The organism is Streptococcus sp. 20925_1_24, from assembly GCF_041432335.1.
Taxonomy (GTDB): Bacteria; Bacillota; Bacilli; order Lactobacillales; family Streptococcaceae; genus Streptococcus; species Streptococcus mitis_BM.
In genome coordinates this window covers 45621-70820 of the sequence record NZ_JAPVZM010000003.1, presented here as the reverse complement: position 1 = coordinate 70820, position 25200 = coordinate 45621, and the positions used below count along the sequence as shown (strand labels likewise).

General features: G+C 42.0%; 25 protein-coding genes. 20 read left to right on the top strand and 5 right to left on the bottom strand.

What is annotated here, in order from left to right; all coding sequences use genetic code 11:
* Positions 1 to 103 precede the first annotated feature (103 nt).
* Positions 104 to 1234, top strand: a complete 1131-nt coding sequence (locus tag O3650_RS02680) for an ABC transporter ATP-binding protein (RefSeq protein ID WP_000229952.1) — start codon at positions 104 to 106, stop codon at positions 1232 to 1234.
* 96 nt (positions 1235 to 1330) lie between these two features.
* Here O3650_RS02680 and O3650_RS02675 read toward each other — a convergent pair whose 3' ends face one another.
* Genes O3650_RS02675 through O3650_RS02660 form a run of 4 tightly spaced genes read right to left on the bottom strand, consistent with a single transcriptional unit; the run spans position 1331 to position 4253 of the window.
* Positions 1331 to 1990: an amino acid ABC transporter permease gene (locus O3650_RS02675; RefSeq protein WP_203176009.1), complete on the bottom strand. Its 660-nt coding sequence runs from the start codon at positions 1988 to 1990 to the stop codon at positions 1331 to 1333.
* A gap of 9 nt (positions 1991 to 1999) precedes the next feature.
* Positions 2000 to 2677 carry an amino acid ABC transporter permease gene (locus O3650_RS02670; protein ID WP_203176011.1) on the bottom strand — a complete coding sequence of 226 codons (678 nt, stop codon included), beginning with the start codon at positions 2675 to 2677 and terminating at the stop codon, positions 2000 to 2002.
* 12 nt (positions 2678 to 2689) lie between these two features.
* Complete coding sequence (locus tag O3650_RS02665; protein ID WP_203176013.1) at positions 2690 to 3484, bottom strand: transporter substrate-binding domain-containing protein; 795 nt, start codon at positions 3482 to 3484, stop codon at positions 2690 to 2692.
* 10 nt (positions 3485 to 3494) lie between these two features.
* Entirely contained in the window at positions 3495 to 4253 is a 759-nt protein-coding gene (locus O3650_RS02660) for an amino acid ABC transporter ATP-binding protein (RefSeq protein ID WP_203176015.1), read from the bottom strand.
* A gap of 175 nt (positions 4254 to 4428) precedes the next feature.
* Here O3650_RS02660 and recJ point away from each other — a divergent pair, with 175 nt between their 5' ends.
* From recJ to O3650_RS02620, 8 genes are all read left to right on the top strand, one after another.
* On the top strand, positions 4429 to 6651 hold the full coding sequence (gene recJ, locus O3650_RS02655; protein WP_203176017.1) for a single-stranded-DNA-specific exonuclease RecJ: 2223 nt from the start codon (positions 4429 to 4431) through the stop codon (positions 6649 to 6651).
* Positions 6652 to 6821: 170 nt separating this feature from the next.
* On the top strand, positions 6822 to 8483 hold the full coding sequence (locus O3650_RS02650) for a ribonuclease J (RefSeq protein WP_203176019.1): 1662 nt from the start codon (positions 6822 to 6824) through the stop codon (positions 8481 to 8483).
* Positions 8484 to 8551: 68 nt separating this feature from the next.
* Complete coding sequence (locus O3650_RS02645) at positions 8552 to 9331, top strand: esterase family protein (RefSeq protein WP_261083262.1); 780 nt, start codon at positions 8552 to 8554, stop codon at positions 9329 to 9331.
* 130 nt (positions 9332 to 9461) lie between these two features.
* The gene (locus O3650_RS02640; RefSeq protein ID WP_371491530.1) at positions 9462 to 10682 is read left to right on the top strand and encodes an aminoacyltransferase; all 1221 of its coding nucleotides are present in this window, start codon (positions 9462 to 9464) and stop codon (positions 10680 to 10682) included.
* Between the two features lie 4 nt (positions 10683 to 10686).
* Positions 10687 to 11919, top strand: coding sequence for a peptidoglycan bridge formation alanyltransferase MurN (murN, locus tag O3650_RS02635; RefSeq protein ID WP_371491528.1), 1233 nt, complete (start codon positions 10687 to 10689; stop codon positions 11917 to 11919).
* 78 nt (positions 11920 to 11997) lie between these two features.
* Positions 11998 to 12699 carry a M57 family metalloprotease gene (locus O3650_RS02630; RefSeq protein ID WP_371491526.1) on the top strand — a complete coding sequence of 234 codons (702 nt, stop codon included), beginning with the start codon at positions 11998 to 12000 and terminating at the stop codon, positions 12697 to 12699.
* Positions 12700 to 12737: 38 nt separating this feature from the next.
* Complete coding sequence (gene uvrC, locus O3650_RS02625) at positions 12738 to 14585, top strand: excinuclease ABC subunit UvrC (RefSeq protein WP_371491524.1); 1848 nt, start codon at positions 12738 to 12740, stop codon at positions 14583 to 14585.
* The gene (locus O3650_RS02620; protein WP_371491522.1) at positions 14575 to 15408 is read left to right on the top strand and encodes a metallophosphoesterase; all 834 of its coding nucleotides are present in this window, start codon (positions 14575 to 14577) and stop codon (positions 15406 to 15408) included. Before uvrC ends, O3650_RS02620 begins: the two co-directional genes overlap by 11 nt.
* 67 nt (positions 15409 to 15475) lie before the next feature.
* Here the strand turns inward: O3650_RS02620 and O3650_RS02615 are convergent, their stop codons facing one another.
* Positions 15476 to 16276 carry an amino acid ABC transporter substrate-binding protein gene (locus O3650_RS02615; protein WP_371491520.1) on the bottom strand — a complete coding sequence of 267 codons (801 nt, stop codon included), beginning with the start codon at positions 16274 to 16276 and terminating at the stop codon, positions 15476 to 15478.
* A 170-nt stretch (positions 16277 to 16446) separates the two neighbouring features.
* Between O3650_RS02615 and O3650_RS02610 the strand changes: the two genes are divergently transcribed.
* The 11 genes from O3650_RS02610 (at position 16447) to rplA (ending at position 25010) form a co-directional block, all read left to right on the top strand.
* On the top strand, positions 16447 to 17052 hold the full coding sequence (locus O3650_RS02610; RefSeq protein ID WP_000670160.1) for a nitroreductase family protein: 606 nt from the start codon (positions 16447 to 16449) through the stop codon (positions 17050 to 17052).
* A gap of 12 nt (positions 17053 to 17064) precedes the next feature.
* Complete coding sequence (pepV, locus tag O3650_RS02605; RefSeq protein WP_203176038.1) at positions 17065 to 18465, top strand: dipeptidase PepV; 1401 nt, start codon at positions 17065 to 17067, stop codon at positions 18463 to 18465.
* A gap of 53 nt (positions 18466 to 18518) precedes the next feature.
* Complete coding sequence (locus tag O3650_RS02600; RefSeq protein ID WP_203176039.1) at positions 18519 to 19097, top strand: uracil-DNA glycosylase family protein; 579 nt, start codon at positions 18519 to 18521, stop codon at positions 19095 to 19097.
* A gap of 3 nt (positions 19098 to 19100) precedes the next feature.
* Entirely contained in the window at positions 19101 to 19292 is a 192-nt protein-coding gene (locus O3650_RS02595) for a hypothetical protein (RefSeq protein WP_101784476.1), read from the top strand.
* A 10-nt stretch (positions 19293 to 19302) separates the two neighbouring features.
* Positions 19303 to 19590, top strand: coding sequence for a rhodanese-like domain-containing protein (locus tag O3650_RS02590; RefSeq protein ID WP_203176040.1), 288 nt, complete (start codon positions 19303 to 19305; stop codon positions 19588 to 19590).
* 169 nt (positions 19591 to 19759) lie between these two features.
* Positions 19760 to 21085 (top strand): branched-chain amino acid transport system II carrier protein, encoded by a 1326-nt coding sequence (gene brnQ / locus O3650_RS02585; protein ID WP_203176041.1) that lies wholly within the window; start codon positions 19760 to 19762, stop codon positions 21083 to 21085.
* 97 nt (positions 21086 to 21182) lie between these two features.
* Positions 21183 to 22220: a M42 family metallopeptidase gene (locus O3650_RS02580; RefSeq protein ID WP_203176042.1), complete on the top strand. Its 1038-nt coding sequence runs from the start codon at positions 21183 to 21185 to the stop codon at positions 22218 to 22220.
* Between the two features lies 1 nt (position 22221).
* Positions 22222 to 22692 (top strand): HIT family protein, encoded by a 471-nt coding sequence (locus tag O3650_RS02575; RefSeq protein WP_000335624.1) that lies wholly within the window; start codon positions 22222 to 22224, stop codon positions 22690 to 22692.
* 2 nt (positions 22693 to 22694) lie between these two features.
* The gene (ldcB, locus tag O3650_RS02570; RefSeq protein ID WP_203176044.1) at positions 22695 to 23411 is read left to right on the top strand and encodes an LD-carboxypeptidase LdcB/DacB; all 717 of its coding nucleotides are present in this window, start codon (positions 22695 to 22697) and stop codon (positions 23409 to 23411) included.
* A gap of 276 nt (positions 23412 to 23687) precedes the next feature.
* Complete coding sequence (gene rplK / locus O3650_RS02565) at positions 23688 to 24113, top strand: 50S ribosomal protein L11 (protein WP_001085807.1); 426 nt, start codon at positions 23688 to 23690, stop codon at positions 24111 to 24113.
* A 207-nt stretch (positions 24114 to 24320) separates the two neighbouring features.
* Positions 24321 to 25010 (top strand): 50S ribosomal protein L1, encoded by a 690-nt coding sequence (gene rplA / locus O3650_RS02560; protein ID WP_001085675.1) that lies wholly within the window; start codon positions 24321 to 24323, stop codon positions 25008 to 25010.
* Positions 25011 to 25200 lie beyond the last annotated feature (190 nt).

The window sequence follows — 25200 nt, the reverse complement described above, 5'->3', positions numbered from 1 at the left end:
CAAGTTGCACAGAACTTTTTTGTTTTTTTGGTCATCTTGCCATAGAAATGTAAAGCGTTTTCAATTATAATAAAACTATCAAAAGACAAAAGGAGTTCACCTCATGGTAGAATTGAATCTTAAAAATATTTACAAAAAATATCCAAACAGCGAACACTACTCAGTTGAAGACTTCAACTTGGACATCAAAGACAAAGAATTTATCGTTTTCGTAGGTCCTTCAGGATGTGGTAAATCAACTACTCTTCGTATGATTGCTGGTCTTGAAGACATCACAGAAGGTACTGCATCTATCGATGGCGTGGTTGTCAACGACGTAGCTCCAAAAGACCGTGACATCGCCATGGTATTCCAAAACTACGCTCTTTACCCACACATGACTGTATACGATAACATGGCTTTCGGTTTGAAATTGCGTAAATACAGCAAGGAAGATATCGATAAACGTGTGCAAGAAGCAGCTGAAATCCTTGGATTGAAAGAATTTTTGGAACGTAAACCAGCTGACCTTTCAGGTGGTCAACGTCAACGTGTTGCCATGGGTCGTGCCATCGTCCGTGATGCAAAAGTGTTCTTGATGGACGAGCCTTTGTCAAACTTGGATGCCAAACTTCGTGTATCAATGCGTGCTGAAATCGCTAAAATCCACCGTCGTATCGGAGCTACAACTATCTACGTAACTCACGACCAAACAGAAGCGATGACACTTGCAGACCGTATCGTTATCATGTCAGCAACTAAGAACCCTGCTGGTACAGGTACTATTGGACGTGTAGAACAAATCGGTACTCCTCAAGAAGTTTACAAAAACCCAGTTAACAAATTCGTAGCAGGATTCATCGGAAGCCCAGCTATGAACTTCATCAATGTGAAATTGGTTGGAAGCGAAATTGTTTCTGACGGTTTCCGTTTGAAAGTTCCAGAAGGTGCTTTGAAAGTTCTTCGTGAAAAAGGCTACGAAGGTAAAGAATTGATCTTCGGTATTCGTCCAGAAGACGTGAATGCAGAACCTGCTTTCCTTGAAACATTCCCAGAATCAGTTGTCAAAGCTACTATCTCTGTATCAGAATTGCTTGGTTCAGAATCTCACCTTTACTGCCAAGTTGGTAAAGATGAATTTGTTGCCAAAGTTGATGCTCGTGACTACTTGCAAACAGGTGCAACAGTTGAACTTGGATTTGACTTGAACAAAGCACACTTCTTCGATGTAGAAACTGAAAAAACAGTCTACTAAGCAAATGAAATATCAAAACACTGCTAGAGAAATCTGGCAGTATTTTTTGGAGATTGAGTAGAAAAAAACTCTCCAATTTAACTGGAGAGTGGTTGTTTATTCTGCGGCTTGTTGCCAACGTTTTGCTAGCATATGAGACAGGCTAGAAATTGCTAGGTTAAAGCTGAAGTAGATGAGGGCAATCAGGATATACAGACTGAAGACTTGCTCTGGTTCGAAATAACGGCCCATGAGAATTTGGCTAGCTCCAAAGAGTTCTTGTAGGGCGATAACAGAGTAGAGGAGGCTGGTATCCTTAATTACGGTTACAAACTGAGAAATGATGGCTGGCAGCATTTTACGGATCGCTTGTGGGAGAATAATGTAGTAGAGGATTTGCGCAGAAGTAAATCCCTGAGACATTCCTGCTTCGTATTGTCCCTTGTCTACGGCATTTAGGCCACCACGGATAATCTCAGCCAAGGCTGCTGAGGTAAAAAGGGTAAAGGCAGTAATACCAGCTGGTGTGGACTTCATCTTAAACACCAAAAAGATGGTGAAAATCCAGAGGAGGTTGGGAACGTTGCGCACAAACTCGATGTAAATGCTGGAGATGATGCGCAAGATAGGATTTTTGCCATTTCTCATGACGGCTAGCACCGTTCCGATAAGGGTAGAGAGGACGATGGCAATCAGAGAAATATAGAGGGTCAAGCTAAATCCTTTAAAGATAAAGATTAGGTTATCTGGGGTCAAAACTTCTAAAATGGATTCCATAGTAACCTCCTAAAGCGAATAGGCTTTTTTGTTAGCTTGCTCCATCTTGCGACCAAACTGGGCAACAGGGAAGCAAAGAGCAAAGTAGAGAAGGGCAGCACCTAGAAAGGCTGGAATGTAGTTTCCGTTAAGGGCTGACCAAGACTTGGTCACAAACATCAAGTCCATTCCAGAGATGATAGCGACTGTTGAGGTGTTCTTGATGAGGTTGACGATTTGGTTGGTCAAAGGAGGGAGAATGATACGGAAGGCCTGAGGCAAGATAATCAAGCGCATGGCACTGATATAGGTAAAACCTTGCGATAAGGCAGCCTCCATCTGACCGTTAGGAATAGACTGAATCCCTGAGCGAATCACCTCAGCGATATAGGCGCCGTGATAGAGTCCCACGCAGAGAACAGCCGTCCAATAAATCGGAATCATGATGATATGGTCACTGATAAGAGGTAGACCATAAAAAACGATAACAAACTGTACCAAGAGAGGAGTGTTTTGGTAAAATTCTACAAAGATGCGAGCCAAAATGCGCAAAATTGGACGTTTGCTGGTTGACATAGCTCCAAAGAAGATGCCCAAAACCATGGCTAGGATAAAGGATCCGATTGCTAGGGCAAGAGTGAAGAGGAAACCATTGAAAAATTGTCCAAAATCCTGAAAATAGGCAGTCCAAGATGATAAATCTGTCATGATGTATCCTCCTTAATCTGCAGTATGGCTAGATGGTTTGAGCTTGTAACGGTCATAGAGTTTTTGCAAACTGCCATCCTTGCTCCATTTAGTAACCAAGTTATCAAGATAATTGTTTAGCTCGGTATTTGATTTCTTGGTAACGATACCGTAGTCAGATGGCTTGAAACTATCATCTAGTAGTACTGTGCGCTTGCTGATGTAGCCAGACAGAATCGAGCGGTCAACGGAAAAGGCATCAATACGGTGAGCATGAAGGGAAGTAATCAATTCTGGGTAGGAACCAAGTTCGACGAATTTAAACTTCAGACCTTTCTTTTTACCTAGTTCAGTAATCAAGCGCTGAGTAATGGAACCTTGGGCAACTCCGATGGTTTTTCCGTTTAGGTCCTCAATGCTTTTGATTTTGGCAGATTTATTGACCAAAAAGCCAGATGCGTCCGTGTAGTAGGGACTGGTAAAGTTGTAGAGTTTTTTGCGTTCGTCTGTGATGGTAAAGGTTGCAATGTCCATATCGACCTGTTCATTGTCTAGAAGTGGTCCACGAGTTTGAGCGGTAACAGGCACATAGCGAACCTTGACCTTGAGCTCATCAGCTACCATCTTGGCCAAGTCAGTTTCGATACCAGAATAGGTCCCTGTCTTGGGATCCTTGTAGCCGAAGTTGGGAACGTCTTGTTTGACACCAACAACCAGCTCGCCTCTCTTTTGAATGTCTGCGACACGAGTATCAGCCTGGACTGGTTTTGTAGCAGCAAGGCCGAAAAGGCTAATCAATAATGCGGATAGAAAGAATTTCTTTTTCATAGGCGCCTCCTTATTTGACTTTGTCACTTTCGTGGTTGATGATTTTGCTGAGGAATTGTTGGGCACGAGGTTCGCTTGGATTGTCGAAAAAGTCATCAACATCTGTCGTATCCACCAAAACCTCTCCGTCAGCCATAAAGATGATGCGGTCAGCAACTTCACGGGCGAAGCCCATTTCATGGGTCACGATAATCATATTCATACCATCGTGGGCTAATTTTTGCATAACTGCCAGAACATCGCCGATGGTTTCAGGGTCAAGAGCAGATGTTGGCTCATCAAAGAGGAGGAGTTCAGGATGCATAGCGAGTCCACGTGCGATGGCAATCCGTTGTTTTTGTCCACCAGAAAGCATGGCTGGATAAGAATCTTTCTTGTCCCACATATTTACAAATTCCAGATATTTTTGGGCTGTTTTTTCAGCTTCTTTTTTATCAATTCCTAGAACTTTTACGGGCGCAAGTGTTACGTTTTCTAACACTGTTTTGTGTGGATAGAGGTTGAAATGCTGGAAAACCATACCGACTTCCTTGCGAAGCGGTACTAAATCTTTCTGGCTGGCACCAGCAACTTGGTGACCATTTACTAGAAGACTTCCCTTGTCGATAGCCTCTAAACCATTAATCGTACGGATAAGAGTGGACTTCCCAGAACCAGAAGGTCCAAGGAGGACAACGACTTGCCCTTTTTCAAAACGGAGATTGATGTCGCGGAGTGCATGGTAGTCTCCGTAATATTTTTCGACGTGTTCAAATTCTACTAAAGCCATAAGGAATCTCCTTTGTGTTAGATTTTATAACATGATTTTACACCAAAAGATTTTTCTTGTCAAATCATATCTTAAAAATTCACTAAAATTTTATAAAAAAGCAATCTGGATAGAGAAAAAGCCTAAATCATGTTATAATGAAGCAATAGAATTCTTAGAAAGAGTGGATGTCTTTTTGATAACACCTACTTATGAATGGCAGTTTGCCCCGCAAGTAGAAGATGCGGATTTTACAAAGATAGCCAAGAAGGCTGGACTGGGTCCTGAGGTGGCTCGGTTATTATTTGAAAGAGGGATTCAGGACCAAGAAAGTCTGAAGAAGTTTTTAGAACCTTCCTTGGAGGACTTGCACGACCCTTATCTGCTCCATGATATGGACAAGGCAGTGGAACGGATTCGTCAGGCCATTGAAGAAGGGGAAAATATCCTCGTTTACGGTGATTATGATGCGGATGGTATGACTTCGGCTTCTATTGTTAAGGAAAGTTTGGAACAGCTTGGTGCTGAGTGCCGGGTTTATCTGCCCAATCGTTTTACCGACGGTTATGGACCTAATGCCAGTGTTTATAAATACTTTATCGAGCAAGAAGGAATTTCCTTGATTGTGACGGTGGATAATGGGGTTGCGGGTCACGAGGCTATTGAATTGGCCCAGTCTATGGGAGTAGATGTCATTGTGACTGACCACCATTCCATGCCTGAAACCCTGCCTGATGCCTATGCCATCGTTCACCCTGAACATCCAGATGCGAACTATCCTTTCAAATATTTGGCTGGTTGCGGAGTGGCTTTCAAGCTGGCTTGTGCCCTGTTAGAAGAAGTACAAGTGGAATTGCTTGATTTGGTCGCTATTGGTACCATCGCTGATATGGTGAGTTTGACAGATGAGAACCGTATCTTGGTTCAGTATGGTCTGGAAATGCTGGGACATACTCAGCGCATTGGTTTACAAGAAATGCTGGATATGGCTGGGATTGCCGCCAACGAAGTAACAGAAGAAACGGTTGGTTTCCAGATTGCCCCTCGTTTGAATGCCTTGGGCCGCTTGGATGATCCCAATCCTGCCATTGATTTGTTGACTGGATTTGACGACGAGGAAGCCCATGAGATTGCCCTCATGATTCATCAGAAAAACGAAGAGCGCAAGGAAATCGTCCAGTCTATCTATGAAGAAGCTAAGACCATGGTGGACCCTGAGAAGAAGGTCCAAGTCTTGGCTAAGGAAGGCTGGAATCCTGGGGTTCTGGGAATCGTCGCTGGTCGTTTGTTGGAAGAACTAGGGCAGACAGTCATCGTTCTCAATATAGAGAACGGTCGTGCCAAGGGTAGTGCTCGTAGTGTGGAAGCGGTCGATATTTTTGAAGCCCTAGATCCCCATCGCGACCTCTTTATCGCCTTTGGTGGCCATGCTGGTGCAGCAGGAATGACGCTGGAAGTGGAGAAACTCTCAGATTTATCTCAGGTCTTGGAAGACTATGTCCGTGAAAAAGGCGCAGATGCTGCTGGCAAGAACAAGTTAAATTTAGATGAAGAACTGGATTTGGAGACTTTGAGTCTTGAAATGGTCAAAAGTTTTGAACGTTTGGCACCTTTTGGCATGGACAATCAGAAACCTGTCTTTTATATCAAGGATTTTCAGGTCGAAAGTGCCCGTACCATGGGGGCAGGCAATGCCCATCTCAAACTGAAAATTTCCAAAGGTGAGGCGAGTTTTGAAGTGGTGGCCTTTGGCCAAGGCAGATGGGTGACAGAGTTTTCTCAAATCAAGAAGCTAGAGCTGGCAGTCAAATTGTCTGTCAACCAATGGAATGGCCAAACTGCCCTCCAGTTGATGATGGTGGATGCGCGTGTGGAGGGTGTTCAACTTTTTAACATCCGTGGGAAGAATGCAGTCTTGCCAGAAGGGGTTCCAGTCTTGGATTTTGCTGGGGAACTGCCCAATCTAGTAAATAGTGATGCTGTGGTTGTAAAAACCATTCCTGAGGATATTACTCAGCTGAAGACCATTTTTCAGGAGCAGAATTTTTCTACTGTTTATTTCAAAAATGATATTGACAAGGCCTACTATCTGACAGGGTATGGGACTAGAGAGCAGTTTGCCAAATTGTACAAGACCATCTACCAATTTCCTGAGTTTGATATTCGCTACAAACTGAAGGATTTGGCGACTTATCTCAATATTCAACAAATCTTGCTGGTCAAGATGATTCAAGTGTTTGAAGAACTAGGTTTTGTGACAATCAAAGATGGGGTCATGACAGTCAATAAAGAGGCACCAAAGCGGGAGATAGGAGAAAGTCAGATTTACCAAAATCTCAAACAAACCGTTAAAGACCAAGAAATGATGGCGCTGGGTACTGTGCAAGAAATTTATGACTTTTTAATGGAAAAAGAATAGCAGATAGGAAAGAGTTGGGAAACCAGCTCTTTTTTGAAAACAAATCTTCATTTTGAAAATCATCAAAAAAATGGTATAATGGTAGGAAAAGATTCGGCTAAAAGTAGTGCTTTTAGAATAAAAGGGCAAGTAACCCTATAATCAAAATAAATTAAGCTTTCGGAGGAAAAATGAGTAATATCAGTTTAACAACACTTGGTGGTGTACGTGAAAACGGGAAAAATATGTATATCGCTGAAATCGATGGATCTATTTTCGTTTTGGATACAGGTCTGAAATATCCTGAAAATGAACAACTAGGGGTGGATGTGGTCATTCCCAATATGGACTACCTTTTTGAAAATAGCGATCGTATCGCTGGGGTCTTCTTGACCCACGGACATGCGGATGCTATTGGTGCTCTGCCTTATCTCTTGGCTGAAGCCAAGGTACCTGTATTTGGGTCTGAGCTGACCATTGAGTTGGCAAAACTCTTTGTCAAGGGAAATGACACAGTTAAGAAATTTAATGATTTTCATGTCATCGATGAGGATTCGGAGATTGATTTTGGAGGAACTGTGGTGTCCTTCTTCCGTACGACCCACTCTATTCCAGAAAGTCTGGGTGTGGTCTTGAAGACAGCTGAAGGTAGTATCGTTTATACAGGTGACTTCAAATTTGACCAGACAGCTAGTGAATCTTATGCGACAGACTTCGCTCGCTTGGCAGAAATCGGTCGTGATGGAGTTCTAGCTCTTCTTAGCGATTCAGCCAATGCAGATAGCAATGTCCAAGTGGCTAGCGAAAGTGAAGTTGGGGACGAGATCACTCAAACCATTTCGGACTGGGATGGTCGTATCATTGTTGCAGCAGTAGCCAGCAACCTCTCTCGTATCCAGCAGGTGTTTGACGCTGCGGATGCAACAGGCCGTCGTGTGGTCTTGACAGGATTCGATATTGAAAATATCGTCCGTACTGCTATTCGCCTTAAGAAATTGTCTCTAGCTAACGAGAGTCTTTTGATTAAGCCAAAAGATATGTCTCGTTTTGAGGACCATGAGTTGATTATCCTTGAGACAGGTCGTATGGGTGAGCCTATCAACGGTCTTCGCAAGATGTCGATTGGTCGTCACCGTTATGTGGAAATCAAGGACGGTGACTTGGTCTATATCGTAACCACTCCGTCTATCGCCAAAGAAGCAGTCATGGCGCGTGTGGAAAACATGATTTACCAAGCTGGCGGGGTTGTCAAACTGATCACTCAAAGCTTGCGTGTGTCAGGTCATGGAAATGCGCGTGATTTGCAGTTGATGATTAATCTCTTGCAACCCAAGTATCTCTTCCCAATTCAAGGGGAATACCGTGAGTTGGATGCCCATGCTAAGGCTGCTATGGCAGTTGGGATGTTGCCAGAACGCATTTTTATCCCTAAAAAGGGAACCAGCATGGCTTATGAGAATGGGGACTTTGTTCCAGCTGGAGCGGTTTCGGCAGGCGATGTCTTGATTGATGGAAATGCCATTGGTGATGTTGGTAATGTGGTTCTTCGTGACCGTAAGGTCTTGTCAGAGGACGGTATTTTCATCGTAGCAATTACCGTTAATCGTCGTGAGAAGAAAATTGTGGCCAAGGCTCGTGTTCATACGCGCGGATTTGTTTATCTCAAGAAGAGCCGTGATATTCTCCGTGAAAGTTCAGAATTGATTAACCAGACGGTAGAAGACTATCTTCAAGGAGATGACTTTGACTGGGCAGATCTTAAAGGGAAGGTTCGTGATAATCTGACCAAGTATCTCTTTGACCAAACCAAACGTCGTCCAGCTATTTTACCAGTGGTGATGGAAGCGAAATAATCTTTGAAATAAACAGAGAGAAAGCCGAGTTTTGGCTTTTTCTTATCGGAAAATAGAAGGAGCAAATCATGGCAGTAATGAAAATCGAGTATTACTCACAAGTTTTGGATATGGAGTGGGGAGTGAATGTCCTCTATCCTGATGCCAATCGAGTAGAAGAACCAGAGTGTAAAGATGTTCCCGTCTTGTACCTCTTGCACGGGATGTCTGGTAATCATAATAGTTGGCTCAAGCGGACCAATGTAGAACGCTTGCTTCGGGGGACTAATCTCATAGTCGTCATGCCCAATACCAGCAACGGTTGGTACACTGATACCCAGTATGGTTTTGACTATTACACAGCTCTAGCAGAGGAATTGCCACAGGTTTTGAAACGCTTCTTCCCTAATATGACTAGCAAGCGTGAAAAGACCTTTATCGCTGGTCTCTCTATGGGAGGTTACGGCTGTTTTAAACTGGCTCTTGCTACAAATCGTTTTTCTCGTGCAGCTAGCTTTTCAGGCGCTCTTAGTTTTCAAGATTTTTCTCCTGAAAGCCAAAATCTGGGGACACCAGTTTACTGGAGAGGTGTTTTTGGAGAGATTAAAGATTGGACAACTAGTCCCTATTCGCTTGAAAGTCTGGCTAAAAAATCGGATAAAAAGACCAAGCTGTGGGCTTGGTGTGGTGAGCAGGATTTCTTGTATGAAGCCAATAATCTCGCAGTGAAAAACCTCAAAAATCTGGGATTTGATGTGACCTATAGCCATAGCGCTGGAACCCACGAGTGGTACTACTGGGAAAAACAATTGGAACGTTTTTTAGCAACCCTACCAATTGATTTCAAATTAGAAGAGAGATTGATTTAGTTTTTTATAAATGAACCACTATTTATAGTTATTCTTGGATTTAAAACAATGCTGGAAGTCTGTTTTCACTAGACTTTTCAAACGAAAGTAGTAGAATAGTAATAAAATACTGGAGGAAAGAGAGTAGGAAATGTACCGTTATCAAATTGGCATTCCCACATTAGAATATGATCAGTTTGTCAAAGAACATGAATTAGCTAATGTATTACAAAGCAGTGCTTGGGAAAAAGTGAAATCTGATTGGAATCATGAGAGGCTTGGTGTCTATGAAGGGGAGAACTTACTGGCTGTGGCTAGTATTCTCATAAAATCTCTGCCTTTGGGGTATAAAATGTTTTATATTCCAAGAGGTCCTATATTGGATTACAGGGATACAGAACTTTTAAAGTTTGTCCTGCAGTCTATTAAGTCTTATGCTCGCAGTAAGAGAGCGGTTTTTGTGACTTTCGATCCAAGCATTTGTCTATCTCAACATTTGGTCAATCAAGATAAAAGAGAATATCCTGAAAGTCTTGCTATTGTTGATATTTTAGGGCAATTAGGAGTGGAATGGTCTGGGCAGACAATCGAGATGGATGACACCATTCAGCCTCGTATTCAGGCGAAAATATATAAGGAAAATTTTGAAGAAGATAAACTTTCTAAATCAACGAGGCAAGCTATCCGAACAGCACGAAACAAAGGGCTTGAAATTCAATATGGTGGACTGGAACTATTAGATTCATTTTCGGAGTTGATGAAAAAAACTGAGAAGCGCAAAGAGATTCATTTAAGAAACGAAGCCTATTATAAAAAATTATTAGATAACTTCAAAGAAGATTCCTATATCACGCTAACGAGTTTGGATGTTTCTAAGCGTTTAAGAGAATTAGAAGAACAGTTAGAAAAAAATAGAGTAGTTGCAGAAAAATTTAATGATGCAACCAAACCTTCAAAAATTCAGGAAAATATAAAAGAAAAAGAACGTTTAGAAGAGGAAATAGATTTCTTGCAGGGATATATGAATATGGGAAAATCAAACATTCCGTTAGCGGCTACTTTGAGTTTGGAATTTGGTACTACCTCTGTCAATCTATATGCTGGTATGGATGATGATTTTAAACGTTACAATGCACCAATTTTAACTTGGTATGAAACGGCTCGCTATGCCTTTGAGCGAGGTATGTTGTGGCAAAATTTAGGTGGTGTTGAAAACTCTCTAAATGGTGGACTTTATCATTTTAAGGAAAAATTTAATCCAACGATTGAAGAATATTTGGGAGAATTTACAATGCCTACCCATCCTCTTTATCCTCTGTTAAGACTTGCTCTTGATTTCCGTAAAACATTAAGAAAAAAACATAGAAAGTAAGTATATGGCACTAATTACACTCACGAAAGAAGAGTTTCAAGCTTATTCTGGTCAGGTTTCTTCTCGTTCCTTTATGCAATCGGTCCAGATGGGGGACTTGTTAGAAAAAAGAGGAGCTCGAATTGTTTATCTTGCTTTGAAACAAGCAGAAGAAATTCAAGTTGCAGCTCTGGTTTATAGCTTGCCCATGCTGGGTGGTCTGCATATGGAGCTCAATTCGGGGCCGATTTATACCCAACAAGATGCTCTTCCAGTTTTTTATGCGGAGTTAAAAGAATATGCCAAGCAAAATGGTGTATTAGAGTTGCTTGTAAAACCTTATGAAACTTATCAAACTTTTGATAGCCAAGGTAATCCGATAGATGCTGAGAAAAAAAGTATTATTCAAGGTTTGACTGATTTAGGTTATCAATTTGATGGATTGACAAGAGGTTATCCAGGTGGAGAACCAGATTGGTTATACTATAAAGATTTGACTGAATTAACTGAAAAGAATTTGCTTAAAAGTTTTAGCAAAAAGGGTAAACCCTTGGTGAAAAAGGCTGAAACGTTTGGCATTCGGTTGAAAAAGTTACAACGTGAAGAACTATCGATTTTTAAGAATATAACAAAAGAAACCTCTGAACGTAGAGAATACAGTGATAAAAGTTTAGAATATTATGAGCACTTTTATGATTCATTTGGAGAACAAGCTGAGTTTCTCATAGCAACCTTGAATTTTTCGGAATATATGAACAAATTACAAGGTGAGCAAAGTAAACTAGAAGAAATCCTGGACAAGTTGCGACTTGATTTGAGTAAAAATCCTCATTCTGAGAAAAAACAAAATCAACTGAGAGAATATTCTAGTCAATTTGAAACGTTTGAAGTTAGAAAAGCAGAAGCGAGAGACTTGATTGAAAAATATGGAGAAGAAGATATTGTTTTAGCTGGGAGTTTATTTGTTTATATGCCTCAGGAAACGACTTATCTCTTTAGTGGTTCTTACACTGAGTTTAATAAGTTCTATGCCCCTGCACTGCTTCAAAAATATGTTATGTTGGAAAGTATAAAACGTGGAATACCTAAATACAACTTCCTAGGCATTCAGGGGATTTTTGATGGTAGTGATGGTGTTTTGCGTTTTAAACAAAATTTTAATGGCTATATTGTACGTAAAGCAGGTACTTTCCGTTATCATCCATCGCCTTTAAAATACAAAGCTATTCAGTTATTCAAAAAAATATTAGGACGTTAAGATGAAAAAGCCAGTATTTAGCTTTCTTTCAGCTTGTTTTAGTAAAATAGACTTTATTTGCTAGAAAGGTGGAGAGATATGCGTTGGCTTTTTCGTTTGATAGGGGCTTTCTTTTATTTTATTTGGCGTTTGTTTTGGCGTCTGGTTTGGATTGTTTTGCTTTTATGTACTCTTGCTTTTGGATTTCTCTGGTATCTGAACGGGGATTTTCAAGGGGCGCTGAAGCAAGCAGAACGGTCAGTAAAAATTGGTCAACAAAGTATCGACCAATGGGAAAGAACAGGGCAACTGCCTAAGTTGAACCAGACAGATAGCCACCAGCATTCTGAAGGAAGATGGCCACAGGCTTCTGCTCGTATTTACTTGGATCCGCAGATGGATTCACGCTTTCAAGAGGCATATTTAGAAGCAATTCAGAACTGGAATCAAACTGGTGCCTTTCATTTTGAACTTGTGACTGAGTCCAGCAAGGCAGATATCTTGGCTACGGAGATGAATGACGGAGGTACTCCTGTGGCAGGAGAGGCGGAAAGTCAGACCAATCTCTTAACGGGTCAATTCTTGTCTGTAACGGTGCGCCTGAATCATTATTATTTGTCCAATCCAAACTATGGATATTCCTATGAGCGCATTGTCCATACGGCAGAACATGAGTTGGGGCATGCGATTGGCTTGGACCATACAGATGAAAAGTCTGTCATGCAACCTGCGGGTTCCTTTTATGGTATTCAGGAAGAGGATGTTGAAAGACTTCGAAAATTATATGAGACCAATGAGTAGGGGACTATCTTTCCCTACTTTTTTGCTATAATGGAATTATGAACAACTTGATTAAATCAAAACTAGAGCTCTTGCCGACCAGCCCTGGTTGTTACATTCACAAGGATAAAAACGGCACCATTATCTATGTAGGAAAGGCTAAAAACCTGCGTAACCGCGTGCGGTCTTATTTCCGTGGAAGTCATGATACCAAAACAGAGGCCTTGGTGTCTGAAATTGTAGATTTTGAATTTATCGTTACGGAGTCCAATATTGAGGCACTTCTCCTAGAAATCAACCTGATTAAGGAAAACAAGCCCAAGTACAATATCATGCTCAAGGATGATAAGTCCTATCCCTTCATCAAAATCACTAATGAACGCTATCCTCGTTTGATTATCACCCGACAGGTCAAAAAGGATGGAGGTCTTTATTTTGGACCTTACCCCGATGTGGGGGCAGCCAATGAAATCAAGCGATTACTGGATCGAATTTTCCCTTTTAGAAAGTGTACTAATCCACCGTCTAAGGTTTGTTTTTACTACCATATCGGTCAATGTATGGCCCACACTATCTGTAAGAAGGATGAGGCCTACTTCAAGTCTATGGCTCAGGAGGTTTCTGACTTCTTAAAAGGACAGGATGACAAAATCATCGATGACCTCAAGGGCAAGATGGCATCCGCAGCACAAAGTATGGAGTTTGAACGTGCAGCGGAATACCGTGACCTGATTCAGGCCATTGGAACGCTTCGAACCAAGCAACGGGTCATGGCTAAGGATCTCCAAAACCGTGATGTCTTTGGATACTATGTGGACAAGGGCTGGATGTGTGTGCAGGTTTTCTTTGTCCGCCAAGGCAAGCTTATTGAGCGCGATGTCAATCTTTTCCCCTATTACAATGATCCAGACGAAGATTTCTTGACCTATGTGGGACAGTTCTATCAAGAAAAATCTCACCTGGTTCCCAATGAGGTACTGATTCCGCAGGATATTGACGAAGAAGCCGTTAAAGCCTTGGTGGATTCCAAGATTCTCAAACCCCAGCGTGGAGAGAAAAAGCAACTGGTCAATTTGGCTATAAAGAATGCTCGAGTCAGCCTAGAGCAGAAATTCAACCTGCTAGAGAAATCTGTCGAAAAGACCCAAGGGGCTATTGAAAATCTAGGACGCTTACTCCAAATCCCAACCCCAGTTCGTATCGAGTCCTTCGATAACTCTAACATCATGGGAACTAGTCCTGTTTCAGCAATGGTGGTCTTTGTCAATGGCAAACCGAGTAAGAAAGATTATCGTAAGTACAAGATAAAAACGGTTGTCGGTCCAGATGACTATGCTAGTATGCGTGAGGTTATCCGCAGACGTTATGGCCGAGTACAACGTGAGGCTTTGACTCCGCCAGATTTGATTGTGATTGATGGGGGGCAAGGTCAGGTCAATATTGCTAAGCAGGTCATTCAAGAGGAGCTGGGCTTGGATATTCCAATTGCAGGTTTGCAAAAGAATGATAAGCACCAAACCCATGAATTGCTCTTCGGTGATCCACTTGAGGTGGTAGAGTTGTCTCGCAATTCTCAGGAATTTTTCCTCCTTCAACGCATCCAAGATGAGGTGCACCGCTTTGCCATTACCTTCCACCGTCAACTACGCTCCAAAAATTCCTTTTCATCACAATTGGATGGAATTGAAGGTCTGGGGCCTAAACGCAAGCAGAATCTCATGAAGCATTTCAAGTCTCTGACCAAAATCAAGGAAGCCAGTGTGGATGAGATTGTCGAAGTTGGAGTACCAATACTTGTCGCAGAAGCTGTGCAAAGAAAGTTGAACTCGCAGGAAGAAGTGGAATTAGCTCAAGTGGCGGAAGAAAGAGTAGATTACCAAACGGAAGGAAACCATCATGAACCATAAAATCGCAATTTTATCAGATATTCATGGCAATGCGACGGCTTTAGAAGCAGTGATTGCAGATGCTAAAAATCAAGGAGTCAGTGAATACTGGCTTCTGGGAGATATTTTTCTTCCTGGTCCAGGTGCAAATGACTTGGTAGCCCTGCTAAAGGATCTTCCTATCACGGCAAATGTTCGAGGCAATTGGGATGATTGTGTCCTTGAGGCTTTAGATGGGCAATATGGCTTAGAAGACCCACAGGAAGTCCAGCTCATGCGATTGACCCAGTTTTTGATGGAGCGAATGGATCCTGCAACGATTGTCTGGCTACGAAGCTTGCCTTTGCTGGAAAAGAAAGAAGTTGAGGGATTGCGCTTTTCTATCTCTCATAATTTGCCAAATAAGAACTATGGTGGTGACTTGCTAGTTGAGAATGATACAGAAAAATTTGACCAGCTGCTAGATGCGGAAACCGACGTGGCGGTCTATGGTCATGTTCACAAGCAGTTACTTCGTTATGGCAGTCAAGGGCAACAAATCATCAATCCAGGGTCGATTGGCATGCCTTATTTTAATTGGGAGGCGTTAAAAAATCACCGTGCCCAGTATGCCGTGATAGAAGTTGAAGATGGGGAATTGGTAAATATCCTATTTCGTAAAGTCGCTTATGATTATGAAGCGGAGTTAGAATTGGCCAAGTCCAAGGGGCTTCCCTTTATCGAAATGTATGAAGAGCTACGTCGTGACGATAACTATCAGGGGCACAATCTAGAACTCTTAACTAGTTTAATTGAAAAGCATGGGTATGTAGAAGATGTGAAGAAATTTTTTGATTTTTTGTAAGAGTTTCCTAAAATAACCAATGCAAACTAAAAAAGCGATTGGCTGGTCCAATCGCTTTTAGTATATCTTACTGTAACTGAGATTGATCTGGAAGATAAGAACCACCTAGATAGGTATTGCTAAGTTTTTCAAGGGTTCCATCTTGATAGAGTTCTTTGAGCGCTTTATCAAATTTCTCTTTAAACTCCTTTTGGTCGCTTGAGAAAACGATATAGTTGTTGGGGCTATCGGCAGAAGGTAAATCAACGACTGAGAGGTCTAAGCCACGATCCTTGATGATCTTTTGAACGGATACCTTGTCAAAAACGAGGAAATCAAATTCGCCGTTAGAGAGGTCTAGGATTCGTTTACCGATATCCTCTCCAGAAAAATCGATAGTAGCGGGATTGTCAGTGTGTTTCTGGTTCCAGTTATTGATGAATTGAGCGTTTGAAGTTCCAGTATCCTCTTGTGTTATTTTGCCAGCGATTTGGTCAAGTGAAGTCAGAGGATTTTTCTTGTTGCTGACAAGGACGAGGGGATTGTTTGAAATTGGAAGTGAGTAGAGGTATTTTTCAGCACGTTCTTTTGTGTAACTCAAGTTATTGGCTGCAGCCTGATAGTGACCAGAATCAAGTCCTGGAAAGATACTTTCCCAAGCAGTTCTTTGGAATTGAATCTCATAGTCGCTGAGTTTTTCATCCACTGCTTTTAGAACTTCGATGTCGAATCCTGTTAGATTGCCCTTGTCTTCGTAGTCAAATGGTGGCACATCGCCAGCTGTAGCAACGACGATTGTCTTTTGAGAGCTGGTCTTTTTAGGTGTGGCTTGATTTCCACAGGCAACCAAAAATGGTAGGATGGCTAATAATAGGCTAAATTTTTTCATAATATCTCCATTCAAATGTAAAGTACTTGTTAGTTTATCAGAAACTGTCTTGATGAACCAATATATATTTTTTATGGCCGTGATAAAAAATCTTAATCATGAAAAATCCCTGCAAGCTCTTTCAAAATATGGTAAAATGGAAGCAGTAGAATTAGAAAAGGAAATCGATTATGAAATTTCTTGAATTAAATAAAAAACGTCATGCGACCAAGCATTTCACTGATAAGCCAGTTGATCCTAAAGATGTTCGTACGGCTATCGAAATCGCAACCTTGGCACCAAGCGCCCACAATAGCCAGCCTTGGAAATTTGTGGTGGTTCGTGAGAAAAATGCTGAACTGGCAAAATTAGCTTATGGTTCCAACTTTGAACAGGTATCATCAGCACCTGTAACTATTGCCCTGTTTACGGATACAGACCTTGCCAAACGTGCTCGTAAGATTGCCCGAGTTGGTGGTGCTAACAATTTCTCAGAAGAACAACTTCAATACTTCATGAAAAATTTGCCAGCTGAATTTGCACGCTACAATGAACAACAAGTCAGCGACTACCTGGCCCTCAATGCAGGTTTGGTTGCCATGAACTTGATTCTCGCTCTTACAGACCAAGGAATTGGATCAAATATGATTCTTGGATTTGACAAATCAAAAGTCAACGAAGTTTTGGATATCGAAGACCGTTTCCGTCCAGAACTCTTGATTACAGTGGGTTACACAGATGAAAAATTGGAACCAAGCTACCGCTTGCCAGTAGATGAAATCATCGAGAAAAGATAGAAGGAAGATAATATGACAGCAATTGATTTTACAGCAGAAGTAGAAAAACGCAAAGAAGACCTCTTGGCTGACTTGTTTAGCCTTTTGGAAATCAACTCTGAACGTGATGATAGCAAGGCTGATGCCCAGCATCCCTTTGGACCTGGTCCAGTAAAATCCTTGGAAAAATTTCTTGAAATCGCAGACCGTGATGGCTATCCAACTAAGAATGTCGATAACTATGCAGGACATTTTGAGTTTGGTGATGGAGAAGAAGTTCTCGGAATCTTTGCCCACATGGATGTGGTGCCAGCTGGTAGTGGTTGGGACACAGACCCTTACACACCAACTATCAAAGATGGTCGCCTCTACGCGCGTGGTGCTTCAGATGACAAGGGTCCTACAACAGCTTGTTACTATGGTTTGAAAATCATCAAAGAATTGGGCCTTCCAACTTCTAAGAAAGTTCGCTTTATTGTCGGAACTGATGAAGAATCAGGCTGGGCAGACATGGATTACTATTTTGAACATGTAGGACTTGCAAAACCAGACTTCGGTTTCTCCCCAGATGCTGAGTTCCCTATCATCAACGGTGAAAAAGGAAACATCACAGAATATCTTCATTTTGTAGGTAAAAATACAGGCGCTGCCCGTCTTCACAGCTTCACAGGTGGTTTGCGTGAAAACATGGTACCAGAATCAGCAACAGCAGTTATTTCAGGTAATTTGGCTGACTTGCAAGCTAAACTAGATGCCTTTGTTGCAGAACACAAACTTAGAGGAGAACTCCAAGAAGAAAACGGCCAATACAAGGTGACGATCATTGGTAAATCAGCCCACGGTGCTATGCCTGCTTCAGGTGTCAATGGTGCGACTTACCTTGCCCTCTTCCTCAGCCAGTTTAACTTTACAGGACCTGCAAAAGACTACCTAGATATCGCTGGCAAGATTCTCTTGAACGACCATGAGGGTGAAAATCTCAAGATTGCTCATGTGGATGAAAAGATGGGTACCCTTTCTATGAATGCCGGTGTCTTCCGCTTCGATGAAACAAGCGCTGACAATACCATTGCCCTTAATATCCGCTATCCAAAAGGAACAAGTCCAGAGCAGATCAAGTCAATCCTTGAAAACTTGCCAGTTGCTTCTGTTAGCCTTTCTGAACACGGTCACACGCCTCACTATGTGCCAATGGAAGATCCACTTGTGCAAACTTTGTTGAATGTCTATGAAAAACAAACAGGACTACAAGGTCATGAACAAGTCATCGGTGGTGGAACCTTTGGTCGCTTGCTAGAACGCGGAGTTGCCTACGGTGCCATGTTCCCAGACTCAATTGACACTATGCACCAAGCTAATGAATTTATCGCCTTGGACGATCTCTTCCGAGCTGCAGCAATCTATGCCGAAGCTATTTACGAATTGATCAAATAAAACGATAGAAGTCTGAGATTGTATGCTTAGACTTCTTTTTGGAGGAAAAGTAGATGTCCCAAATCGAAAGAATCAAGCAGGCTATCATGGCGGATCCGCAGAATGCCACCTATACAGAGCGTGGCATCGAGCCTCTCTTTGCAGCGCCAAAGACTGCTCGCATCAATATCATCGGTCAAGCGCCTGGTCTTAAAACCCAAGAAGCAGGCCTTTACTGGAAGGACAAAAGTGGTAACCGCTTGCGCGACTGGCTAGGTGTGGATGAAGATACCTTTTACAATTCAGGCTATTTTGCTGTCTTGCCTATGGATTTCTACTTTCCAGGACATGGCAAGTCAGGTGATCTGCCACCGAGAACTGGCTTTGCTGAAAAATGGCATCCGCAGCTCTTGCAAGAATTACCAGATATTCAGTTGACCCTCTTGATTGGCCAATATGCCCAAGCCTACTATTTACAGGAGAAAGTCAGTGGCAAGGTAACAGAACGGGTAAAACATTACCAGAACTACTTGCCAGACTATTTTCCACTAGTTCACCCTTCACCACGAAATCAAATCTGGATGGTCAAAAATCCTTGGTTTGAGTCAGAAGTGGTGCCAGACTTGAAAAAAAGAATTAAAACCATTTTATAGTCAATGAAAATCAAAGAGCAAACTAGGAAGCTAGCCGCAGGCTGCTCAAAGTACAGCTTTGAGGTTGCAGATAAAACTGACGAAGTCAGCTCAAAACACTGTTTTGAGGTTGTGGATAGAACTGACGAAGTCAGTAACCATACCTACGGTAAGGCGACGCTGACGTGGTTTGAAGAGATTTTCGAAGAGTATTAGGAGAAAAAGAATGAAAGAAATTACCTTTGACGCATTTTACCAGCTTTATCAAAACGACCAACTTTCTCTAGTGGACGTGCGAGAAGTGGATGAGTTTGAAACACTTCATTTAGAAGGTGCCCACAACCTACCGCTTAGTCAATTGTCTGATACTTTTGATCAGTTGGACAAGGACCAGTTGCATTATGTTATTTGCAAATCTGGAGTGAGATCGGCGCGTGCTTGTCAATTTTTAGCTGAACAAGGTTATGAAGTTATCAATGTTCAAGGTGGTATGACTGCCTTTGAAGAACTTTAAAAATTTGCATTTCTCCTACTTGGTTTGGACTGGGTAGGGGATTTTGTTTTTAGACAATTCTAATTTTTGAGAATCTTGAAAACATTCAATATTTACTTCGTGATACTTTTTTCATACTCTTATTCATGATATACTAGGTCAGTATTTTATAAATATGAAGGAGATTTTCATGGCTAAAAAAGGTGCCCTAACAGGTTTGCTCCTGTTTGGAATATTTTTTGGTGCGGGGAACTTGATTTTTCCGCCTTCTCTAGGTGCTCTATCTGGAGAACATTTTCTTCCTGCCATCGCAGGTTTTGTCTTTTCAGGTGTCGGTATCGCCGTCTTGACTCTTATTATTGGAACGCTCAATCCTAAAGGATATATCTACGAGATTTCAACAAAGATAGCGCCTTGGTTTGCGACTCTTTACCTCTCAGTTCTTTACTTGTCAATTGGCCCATTCTTTGCCATCCCACGTACAGCTACAACAGCTTACGAAGTAGGGATTAGCCCTCTTTTGTCGGATGCCAATAAAGGTCTTGGTTTGATTGTCTTCACTCTTCTTTACTTTGCGGCAGCCTATTTAATTTCGCTTAATCCATCAAAAATCTTAGACCGCATCGGCCGTATTTTAACGCCAGTCTTTGCGATTTTGATTGTTATCTTGGTTGTTCTGGGAGCTTTCAAATACGGTGGAACAAGTCCTCAAGCTGCTTCAGCTGCTTATCAAGCTTCTGCCTTTGGTACAGGTTTCCTAGAAGGTTACAATACCTTGGACGCCCTTGCCTCAGTTGCCTTCAGTGTAATCGCAGTTCAAACCTTGAAACAACTTGGATTTTCAAGTAAGAAAGAATACATTTCAACTATCTGGGTTGTTGGTATCGTTGTTGCCCTTGCCTTCAGTGCTCTTTATATCGGTTTAGGTTTCCTTGGAAATCATTTCCCGGTACCAGCTGAAGCGATGAAGGGTGGAACACCAGGTGTTTACATCTTGTCACAAGCTACTCAAGAAATCTTTGGCTCAACAGCCCAACTCTTCCTTGCAGCTATGGTTACTGTAACCTGCTTCACAACGACTGTTGGTTTGATTGTGTCTACAGCTGAGTTCTTTAATGAACGCTTCCCACAAATCAGCTACAAGGTTTATGCGACAGCCTTTACCTTGATTGGATTTGCCATTGCCAATTTGGGTCTTGATGCGATTATCAAGTACTCAATCCCTGTACTGGTTATCTTGTACCCAATCACCATTGCCATCGTTATGATTGTCATTGTCAACAAATTTGTTTCCCTTTCAAAACCAGGTATGCAGTTGACAATTGCTGTGGTTACAGCTATTGCCATTGCAAGCGTACTAGGAAGCTCGTTTAAGGTTGAGTTTCTTGCAAACCTTGTCAAGGCTCTTCCTTTTGCCAAGGCATCTCTCCCATGGTTGGTACCAGCCGTTGTCGGAATCTTGCTCTCATTGGTTCTACCAAACAAGCAAGAAAGCGATGTTTTTGAAATGGAATAATCATTAAAATCACTTTTGTAGCCAAGTCTACAGGAGTGATTTTCTTTTTTTATCCGATGATAAATGTGTTATAATAGGTAGCAAAAGAGGTGAAGAAATGAATCAAACAGTAGAATATATCAAAGAACTAACAGCCATCGCATCGCCAACAGGCTTCACTCGTGAGATTTCGGACTATTTAGTCAAGACTTTAGAAGATTTTGGTTATCAGCCAGTTCGCACAGCCAAGGGCGGTGTCAATGTGACCATTAAAGGTCAAAAAGATGAACAACACCGCTATGTGACTGCCCATGTAGATACGCTGGGTGCTATTGTCCGTGCTGTCAAACCAGACGGTCGTCTCAAAATGGACCGTATCGGTGGTTTTCCTTGGAATATGATTGAAGGAGAAAACTGTACCGTTCATGTGGCTAGCACAGGTCAAAAGGTATCTGGAACCATCCTTATCCACCAAACTTCTTGCCATGTCTATAAGGATGCAGGAACTGCAGAACGCACGCAGGACAATATGGAAGTGCGTTTGGATGCAAAAGTAACCAATGAAAAAGAAACTCGTGCCTTGGGGATTGAGGTCGGTGATTTTATCAGCTTTGATCCCCGAACTGTCGTGACAGAGACAGGCTTTATCAAGTCTCGTCATTTGGACGATAAGGTCAGTGCAGCGATTTTGCTTAACCTGCTTCGTATTTATAAGGAAGAGAAGATTGAATTGCCCGTAACAACCCATTTTGCTTTTTCAGTCTTTGAAGAAGTGGGGCACGGTGCCAACTCTAATATCCCTGCTCAGGTAGTAGAATATCTGGCTGTGGACATGGGAGCCATGGGTGATGACCAGCAGACAGATGAGTACACAGTATCTATCTGTGTCAAGGATGCTTCAGGCCCTTATCACTATGACTTCCGTCAACACTTAGTTGCCTTGGCTAAAGAGCAAGATATTCCATTTAAGTTGGATATCTATCCATTTTATGGATCGGACGCTTCAGCGGCCATGTCTGCAGGGGCTGAGGTTAAACACGCTCTGCTTGGTGCTGGTATCGAGTCTAGCCACTCATATGAGCGCACTCATATTGACTCGGTGGTTGCAACGGAGCGTATGGTTGATGCTTACCTTAAGAGCGCATTGGTAGACTAATATGTGTTTGATTTGCCAGAGAATTGAGCTCATCAAGAAGGGAGAAAATCCCTATTTTGTCAAAGAGTTGGAAACAGGCTATCTTGTGGTTGGAGACCACCAGTATTTTGCAGGCTATAGCCTCTTTCTAGCCAAGGAACATGTCACGGAATTGCACCATTTAGAAAAGGAAATGAGAGTCCATTTTCTAGAAGAAATGAGTCTAGTCCAAGAGGCAGTTGCCAAGGCCTTTGCTGCTGAGAAAATGAATATCGAACTGCTAGGAAATGGCGATGCCCATCTTCATTGGCATCTGTTTCCACGACGGACAGGTGATATGAAGGGTCACGGTCTCAAGGGACGTGGTCCAGTCTGGTGGGTTCCCTTTGAAGAAATGACAGCAGCAATCTGCCAAGCAAAACCGGATGAGATTAAAAGATTAGTCGAATGTTTATCGTCAGAAGTAGATAAACTATTAGAAATAAAGGAGTAAAAATGAAAAAAAGATATCTTGTTTTGACAGCCTTGCTAGCCTTGAGTCTGGCAGCTTGTTCACAAGAAAAAGCAAAAAATGAAAATGGAGTAGCTAAAACAGAACAAACAGCCAAAGCTGATGGAACAGTCGGAAGTAAGCCTCAAGGAGCTGCCCAGAAAAAAGCAGAAGTGGTTAACAAAGGAGACTACTACAGCATCCAAGGGAAATACGATGAAATCATCGTAGCCAACAAACACTATCCATTGTCTAAAGACTATAATCCAGGGGAAAATCCAACAGCCAAGGCAGAGTTGGTCAAACTCATCAAAGCTATGCAAGAGGCAGGTTTCCCCATTAGCGACCATTACAGTGGCTTTAGAAGTTATGAAACTCAGACTAAGCTCTATCAAGATTATGTCAATCAAGATGGGAAAGAAGCTGCCGACCGTTATTCTGCCCGTCCTGGCTATAGCGAGCACCAGACAGGCTTGGCTTTTGATGTGATTGGGACAAATGGTGATTTGGTGACAGAAGAAAAAGCGGCCCAATGGCTCTTGGACCATGCGGCTGATTATGGTTTTGTTGTTCGTTATCTCAAAGGCAAGGAAAAGGAAACAGGCTATATGGCTGAAGAATGGCACCTTCGTTATGTCGGAAAAGAAGCAAAAGAAATAGCTGCAAGTGGTCTCAGTTTGGAAGAGTATTACGGCTTTGAAGGCGGAGATTATGTCGATTAATACTCTTCGAAAATCAAATTCAAACCACGTCAGCGTCGCCTTGCCGTATGTGTAGGATACTGACTACGTCAGTTCCATCTACAACCTCAAAACAGTGTTTTGAGCAACCTGCGGCTAGCTTCCTAGTTTGCTCTTTGATTTTTATTGAGTATAAAAAATAAACTTTTCTCTTGCAATTCTAGATAAATAGTGTATAATAGATGGGTATGTGAAAAGCATACTTGTGGGAGGTAAAAATCTTTAATTACCGCCAAAACCACAAAGGAGGATTTAAAAATGGCTAAAAAAGTCGAAAAACTTGTAAAATTGCAAATCCCTGCTGGTAAAGCTACACCAGCTCCACCGGTTGGACCTGCTCTTGGTCAAGCTGGTATCAACATCATGGGATTCACAAAAGAGTTCAACGCTCGTACAGCTGACCAAGCTGGTATGATCATTCCAGTTGTTATCTCAGTTTACGAAGATAAATCATTTACTTTCATCACTAAAACACCACCAGCTGCTGTTCTTTTGAAAAAAGCTGCAGGTGTTGAAAAAGGATCAGGTACACCTAACAAAACTAAAGTTGCTACAGTTACTCGTGCACAAGTACAAGAAATTGCAGAAACTAAGATGCCAGATTTGAACGCAGCAAACGTAGAGTCTGCAATGCGTATGATCGAAGGTACTGCTCGTTCTATGGGATTCACTGTTGTTGACTAATCAATAACACAGTAGAAAATCTCACAGCAGTCTATTAGTTGCTTTTCATACTAGGTAAGTGACTGATGCTTGTACTTGGGTACAGCAAGGGAATTTAACGACGTAGGAAAAGAAAAATAATAGACTGATAACCCGCAAGACTTCATCATTTCGAGGAGTGACGTGGGAGATGAAAATCGATTGAACCACTTACAAGGAGAATAGAAAATGGCTAAAAAAAGCAAACAACTTCGTGCTGCTCTTGAGAAAATCGACAGCACAAAAGCATACAGCGTAGAAGAAGCTGTAGCACTTGCAAAAGAAACTAACTTTGCAAAATTTGACGCAACTGTAGAAGTTGCTTACAACTTGAACATCGACGTTAAAAAAGCTGACCAACAAATCCGTGGAGCAATGGTATTGCCAAACGGTACTGGTAAAACTTCACGCGTTCTTGTTTTCGCACGCGGTGCAAAAGCTGAAGAAGCAAAAGCTGCTGGTGCAGACTTTGTTGGTGAAGATGACCTTGTTGCTAAAATCAACGACGGTTGGTTGGACTTCGACGTAGTTATCGCTACACCTGACATGATGGCTCTTGTTGGACGTCTTGGACGTGTCCTTGGACCACGTAACTTGATGCCAAACCCTAAAACTGGTACTGTAACAATGGATGTTGCTAAAGCAGTTGAAGAGTCTAAAGGTGGTAAAATCACTTACCGTGCTGACCGTGCAGGTAACGTTCAAGCAATCATCGGTAAAGTATCATTTGAAGCTGAAAAATTGGTTGAAAACTTCAAAGCTTTCAACGAAACAATTCAAAAAGCAAAACCAGCTACAGCTAAAGGAACTTACGTAACAAACTTGACGATCACAACTACTCAAGGTGTTGGTATCAAAGTTGACGTAAACTCACTTTAATCAGTAGTTTATACAGAGAGAACGAGTACGAAAGTGCTCGTTTTTTTGGCGTACGACGGGCATGTCGTACATCTGAGGTGTAAGTCCTCGGTAGGCACCTGCTACCGGTGAACCCAATAGCGATTCCCAAGCCTGACTATCGTGAGGTAGCTGGGAGAGGAAGGGATAGCGAAATCGTGGCTCTACGAAC

Bases quoted from the DNA above. Each gene is read 5' to 3' on its own strand.
- O3650_RS02680 (WP_000229952.1), top strand. From the start codon at position 104: ATGGTAGAATTGAATCTTAAAAATATTTACAAAAAATATCCAAACAGC.
- O3650_RS02675 (WP_203176009.1), bottom strand. From the start codon at position 1,990: ATGGAATCCATTTTAGAAGTTTTGACCCCAGATAACCTAATCTTTATC.
- O3650_RS02670 (WP_203176011.1), bottom strand. From the start codon at position 2,677: ATGACAGATTTATCATCTTGGACTGCCTATTTTCAGGATTTTGGACAA.
- O3650_RS02665 (WP_203176013.1), bottom strand. From the start codon at position 3,484: ATGAAAAAGAAATTCTTTCTATCCGCATTATTGATTAGCCTTTTCGGC.
- O3650_RS02660 (WP_203176015.1), bottom strand. From the start codon at position 4,253: ATGGCTTTAGTAGAATTTGAACACGTCGAAAAATATTACGGAGACTAC.
- O3650_RS02650 (WP_203176019.1), top strand. From the start codon at position 6,822: ATGAGTAATATCAGTTTAACAACACTTGGTGGTGTACGTGAAAACGGG.
- O3650_RS02645 (WP_261083262.1), top strand. From the start codon at position 8,552: ATGGCAGTAATGAAAATCGAGTATTACTCACAAGTTTTGGATATGGAG.
- O3650_RS02640 (WP_371491530.1), top strand. From the start codon at position 9,462: ATGTACCGTTATCAAATTGGCATTCCCACATTAGAATATGATCAGTTT.
- murN (WP_371491528.1), top strand. From the start codon at position 10,687: ATGGCACTAATTACACTCACGAAAGAAGAGTTTCAAGCTTATTCTGGT.
- O3650_RS02630 (WP_371491526.1), top strand. From the start codon at position 11,998: ATGCGTTGGCTTTTTCGTTTGATAGGGGCTTTCTTTTATTTTATTTGG.
- uvrC (WP_371491524.1), top strand. From the start codon at position 12,738: ATGAACAACTTGATTAAATCAAAACTAGAGCTCTTGCCGACCAGCCCT.
- O3650_RS02620 (WP_371491522.1), top strand. From the start codon at position 14,575: ATGAACCATAAAATCGCAATTTTATCAGATATTCATGGCAATGCGACG.
- O3650_RS02615 (WP_371491520.1), bottom strand. From the start codon at position 16,276: ATGAAAAAATTTAGCCTATTATTAGCCATCCTACCATTTTTGGTTGCC.
- O3650_RS02610 (WP_000670160.1), top strand. From the start codon at position 16,447: ATGAAATTTCTTGAATTAAATAAAAAACGTCATGCGACCAAGCATTTC.
- pepV (WP_203176038.1), top strand. From the start codon at position 17,065: ATGACAGCAATTGATTTTACAGCAGAAGTAGAAAAACGCAAAGAAGAC.
- O3650_RS02600 (WP_203176039.1), top strand. From the start codon at position 18,519: ATGTCCCAAATCGAAAGAATCAAGCAGGCTATCATGGCGGATCCGCAG.
- O3650_RS02595 (WP_101784476.1), top strand. From the start codon at position 19,101: ATGAAAATCAAAGAGCAAACTAGGAAGCTAGCCGCAGGCTGCTCAAAG.
- O3650_RS02590 (WP_203176040.1), top strand. From the start codon at position 19,303: ATGAAAGAAATTACCTTTGACGCATTTTACCAGCTTTATCAAAACGAC.
- brnQ (WP_203176041.1), top strand. From the start codon at position 19,760: ATGGCTAAAAAAGGTGCCCTAACAGGTTTGCTCCTGTTTGGAATATTT.
- O3650_RS02580 (WP_203176042.1), top strand. From the start codon at position 21,183: ATGAATCAAACAGTAGAATATATCAAAGAACTAACAGCCATCGCATCG.
- O3650_RS02575 (WP_000335624.1), top strand. From the start codon at position 22,222: ATGTGTTTGATTTGCCAGAGAATTGAGCTCATCAAGAAGGGAGAAAAT.
- ldcB (WP_203176044.1), top strand. From the start codon at position 22,695: ATGAAAAAAAGATATCTTGTTTTGACAGCCTTGCTAGCCTTGAGTCTG.
- rplK (WP_001085807.1), top strand. From the start codon at position 23,688: ATGGCTAAAAAAGTCGAAAAACTTGTAAAATTGCAAATCCCTGCTGGT.
- rplA (WP_001085675.1), top strand. From the start codon at position 24,321: ATGGCTAAAAAAAGCAAACAACTTCGTGCTGCTCTTGAGAAAATCGAC.